Raw genomic sequence first — 1,165 nt, 5'->3', positions numbered from 1 at the left:
TTTTGTATAGAACCAAGATCTGCTCTAATGGTATCAAGATTTGTGATAGCAGTTTCTGCTACATCCATTACAGCCATAGCGCCTTTCAAAGTTGTTACACCTGCGGTTTGTTCTCTTAAACCACTCATAATTTGACTTTGTGTACTTGCTCTTAGACTAGCCATAGCACTTTTTCCTGAACCTGCAGAAAAACCTGTACCTCCAGACACTAAATAAGCTTGACTAAATGAAGAAATAAAAATTGCTCCACTTGCAAGCATTATAGACATATCCTTGCCACTTCCTACTGAGTAACCTGTACCAGCTCCAAAGCCATTGGCATCCATCCAGCTGCTTAAAGCTTGAGTAATGATTTGTTTCTTTGTGGAATTAAATCCCATAGCATCGGCAATTTCTTTAGAAATTTGTCCTTTGGTATCTCTCAATGAAACCGAGGTTTGAGAAACGAGTTGTTCGTTATCAAAACCAAAACCAGTTCCAGAAATAGCTATATCTCTACCATCGTTTTTAACCAAAGAAAGACGACCATAGTTTTCATGATCAGCAGGAGAAATACCTGTATTCATACCAACATCGCCAGTAAGACTAATACCTCTACCATCTCTTGAAGTAAGAACTAATTTACCATCATCACTTAAAGAAGCCTCGACACCAGTTGAGTCCTTAACGGCATTGATGGATGAAACCAGTGAGCCATTTTTATCGCCATCTTGGAATTCAATTTTTCCAATTTTTACACCATTAATTGCAAAGTCATCTCCTGTAGAACCAGCTGTAATAGCTCTCATCCCCACAGTTTGCACATTAAAACTAGCTCTAACACCAGTTTTATCAGCGTATTTGTTAATCTCTTCAGCTAAAGCTCCAATTCCTGTTCCAACAGAAGTTGAAATCACTACATCTTGAAATGTAAAATCATCAATACCGTTGTAGTTTTTGATAGTTAAAGATGCGATACCAGAATTTACTACTTGTGCTCCTGTTTCAAATCTTGTTACACCAATCTTGCTTGATTGAGTAGCTCCGATTGAAGCTTTAATGCTTTGATTTGATTGTGCGCCAATTTGAAATTCTTGATTGATAAAACTACCACTTAGAAGTTGTTTGCCGTTAAAAGAAGTAGTATTAGCAATGTTATCAAGCTCTTCCATCAAACGATTGATAT

General features: G+C 37.2%; 1 protein-coding gene. It reads right to left on the bottom strand.

Going from position 1 to position 1,165, the window contains the following annotated elements; all coding sequences use genetic code 11:
• Positions 1 to 1,165: flagellin hook IN motif-containing protein (locus ELQ16_RS09760; RefSeq protein ID WP_134239448.1), on the bottom strand; the 1,165-nt coding region annotated here is incomplete at both ends.

This window comes from Campylobacter sp. US33a, from assembly GCF_004378855.1.
GTDB lineage: Bacteria > Campylobacterota > Campylobacteria > Campylobacterales > Campylobacteraceae > Campylobacter_D.
Note: the sequence above shows the minus strand (reverse complement) of the source record. Positions and strands in the feature narration are given on the sequence as shown.